Annotated in this window: 4 protein-coding genes; 1 reads left to right on the forward strand and 3 read right to left on the reverse strand. The window is 54.2% G+C overall.

Annotated features, from left to right (window positions below; translation table 11 throughout):
- Together FE784_RS41440 and FE784_RS39580 are read right to left on the reverse strand one after the other, a co-directional pair.
- A partial coding sequence (locus tag FE784_RS41440; RefSeq protein WP_176706857.1) for a hypothetical protein occupies positions 1–204 on the reverse strand: 204 nt, incomplete at its 3' end.
- 25 nt (positions 205–229) lie between these two features.
- Positions 230–1270, reverse strand: coding sequence for a LacI family DNA-binding transcriptional regulator (locus tag FE784_RS39580; RefSeq protein WP_176706858.1), 1041 nt, complete (start codon positions 1268–1270; stop codon positions 230–232).
- Between the two features lie 506 nt (positions 1271–1776).
- Here FE784_RS39580 and FE784_RS39585 point away from each other — a divergent pair.
- Positions 1777–3087 carry an ABC transporter substrate-binding protein gene (locus tag FE784_RS39585; RefSeq protein WP_139607808.1) on the forward strand — a complete coding sequence of 437 codons (1311 nt, stop codon included), beginning with the start codon at positions 1777–1779 and terminating at the stop codon, positions 3085–3087.
- Here FE784_RS39585 and FE784_RS41730 read toward each other — a convergent pair.
- On the reverse strand, positions 3048–3244 hold a 197-nt coding region (locus FE784_RS41730), incomplete at its 5' end, for a hypothetical protein (RefSeq protein ID WP_218103885.1). The two genes, FE784_RS39585 and FE784_RS41730, sit on opposite strands and share 40 nt — an antisense overlap.

Here is a 3244-nt window from a genome sequence, read left to right on the forward strand (position 1 = left end):
CTGTTCCTGCTCCTGCTCCTGCTCCTGCTCCTGCTCCTGCTCCTGTTCCTGTTCCTGCTTCTGCTCCTGCTCCTGCTCCTGCTCCTGCTTCTGCTCCTGCTCCTGCTTCTGCTTCTGCTCCTGTTCCTGCTTCTGCTTCTGCTCCTGCTTCTGTTCCTGCTTCTGTTCCCGTTTCCGCATCCGCTCCGAGCGGTTCCCGTCCAAGCTGCGCCACTCCAAGTCTGCCTGCTTATTTCAGCAAATTTTTGACGGTAGCCCCTTGGAAAAAACTCCCTTGCAGACGAATGTGCTCGAAAGGCAAATGGGTGTTGGCCATCCGCCACAGCATCCGGTCCGCCGCGCGATACCCCGTCTCCATCATAAGCAGCACGGGACGCGTAATATCCGGAATGATGCAGTCACGGAGGTTGTCCAGCACGATGATCGAAATGTCGGCGGGAATATGGCGGCCCGACTCGCTGCAGGCGTAAAATACCCAGGACAAATTCGTTTCATGCGAGGAGCACAGCAGCGCCGTCGGCTTGTGCCGCTCCAGGTGGTTCTTGAACATAGCCATCCACTGCGCATTATCGGATGTAATGCTGATATAGTGGCTTTCCTCTTGGATATCGATGCCTTCCTGCTTCATCGCTTCCTGAAAAGCGAGCCAACGCTGCTTGTACCCCCGGGTTTTCGTCGTATCCCCGACGTACGTAATATTCCGGTGGCCGTTCGCGATCAAATATTGCACCGATTGCACCGTCGCGTCGTGCACGTCCCAGATCACGCTGTCGACCTTGGCGCCCACTGGCGGATAATTGACCAGAATGCGGGGCAGCTTCGTCTCCAGCAGCCTCGCTTCCAGCGGCTCAGGAATAAGCGGGGTAATAAACAGCCCGTCCGCATACAAAATCCCTTCCTGCTCCATCCAGCCGTCGAACCGCTCGGGCGACAGCGAATCCGGCATGAAAGCGATGTCGACTTTGTGCCCCAGCTCGAACATTCTCTCCTTCAAGCCCATGAACAATTGCTGGATGGTGGTGCTGTATCTCGAAGTGGTTACCATCAGAAAGCGCCTCTGCTTGACGGAGAGCCGCGGAATGCCCTCGTACAGGAGACTGCTTTCCTGGTCCTTCGTCAAATAGCCGAGCTCGTTCGCCAGCTGGATCACTTCTTTTCTCGTCGTCTCGGACATTCCGGGCAACCCCCGCAGCGCTTTCGATACGGTGTATACGCTCAGACCCAACTTTTCGGCTAACAGCGGCAAAGTTATCGTTTTTTTCCTGGCCATCTCATCAACATGTCCTTCCATTCATATAATCAACAAAAACACAACTATAATATGCTTATTTTTTATTGTACCATAAAATTGTTCCTTGTTTGAACAGGTTTCGTAGATGCTGAATGGAGCATGCCTCCGTCCGTAAAATGGCAGCGGTTACATTCCGATCGGCACCATAAGTCCGTTCACGGTCAGGGATCATTCGCATAAGGCCAGCGCGTCGTCAGGCGAGTCAGAAGGAGGGATGGAGCAAACGATATCGGAAACATTGGGCTTCCTGAGACGAAGTCTACGGTCCACGCATGAGAAAGGGCTTAACCCCATAGGAACTAGCATAGAAGCGCAGCATTCGCGGCACACCGTCAACGAAGGGGTTCATTGACTGACAGAAGAAGAAATCACTGGACGCACACCAAACAAACAGAAGAAAAGCTTCCGATCGAAGTATTTTCGGTGATGTTGCTCGAGGCAACGCTTATGCTTTCTGGCGTTTTTAAAAATGGAGGTTGATTCTCATGATCAAAAAGCTAGTAACCGTTTTAACGGGTAGCCTTCTAATCGGAGCCGTCTTAACCGGCTGCAGCGGAGGCGGATCGTCCCAGTCGAATGGGGAGAAAGGCACGGGGGAAGCGCTTAAGCCGAAGGAGCCGGTTACGTTGACTTGGTTCAACGCGCAAGGCTTTCCACTCATTTTGGAGGAAACGGACATTCTCGAAACGTTGAAGAAGAAATATCCCCACATTACCTTGAACATCGTCAACAGGGGCAAAGGCAGCGAGTACGCCGATCTGATCGCGATGGGCACCTTGCCGGACATTATATACGAATCGGCGGCCTTTACGACGAGCCGGGTGATGATGAACGGCCTTCATTACGACATGCAAGAGCTCGTCAAAAAGCACGGCTTCAATCTGAGCTCCATCGAGCCGAACGTTTTGGCGCAGACTCAGTCGCAGAACAGCGAGAGCAAGCTGTACGGCCTGCCGTTTACGATGAATAAGTACGCCTTGTTCTATAATAAAGACGTTTTCGACCGGTTCGGTGTCGCTTATCCGAAGGACGGCATGACCTGGGACGATACCTACGAGCTGTCGAAGAAGATGACAAGGGTGGACGGATCGGATACGTTCCAGGGGTTTGCGGCGCAGCCGAACAACATTATGCTCAACAACCAGCTGTCGATCGGCCCTCTGCATCCGAAGGAAGACAAGGCGACTATCAATAATGACGGTCACAAGCTGCTGTACGAAAATTTACGGCGATTTTTCGATCTCCCGAATGCGAGCATCGTTCCGCTCGGCGATTTCTCCAAGGGCACGATCGCGATGATGGTGAACAGCCATCCGTCTATCGTCGGTGCCGCCCGCGCGAATACTCAGCTGAATTGGGATGTCGTAGCCGTCCCGAGCCTCAAGGAACGGCCGAATATCGGCTTCAAGCCGGCCACGCTGGCGCTGTTCGTTACTCAGACGTCGAAGCACAAGGATGAAGCGTTCGAGGTCGTCTCTTATATGCTATCCGAGGAAATGCAGATGATTTTGGCCAAAAACGGCTTGGGAACGCCGCTCAAAAGCGATGCCGTGAGAAAATCTACCGGCCAGGACGTTCCGGAATGGCAAGGCAAAAACGTGAACGCCTTGTACTTCTACCCGGACGCGCCGCCCACCGAGCCCCGCGCTTCCCATTTGACCGACGTCGGCGTCGACTTCGGCGCCTCCTTCGCCAACATGGTGAAAGACAAAACGGATGTAAATACGGCGCTGAGAAGCTTCGAGGAGCAAATCAATCAGGCGATCGAGACGGCCAAGGCGGCGAAGGCGAAGTAACGCATGCAGGCGGGAGCGTTCACGAATGCAGCTGCAGCAGTAGCACTCTCGGCTACAGTTGCAGCGGTAGCGCTCTCGGCTGCTGTTGCAGCGGTAGCGCTCTCGGCTGCTGTTGCAGCGGTAGCGCTCTCGGCTGCTGTTGCAGCGGTAGCGCTCT

This window comes from Paenibacillus hemerocallicola (assembly GCF_006265175.1).
Lineage (GTDB): Bacteria > Bacillota > Bacilli > Paenibacillales > NBRC-103111 > Paenibacillus_AB > Paenibacillus_AB hemerocallicola.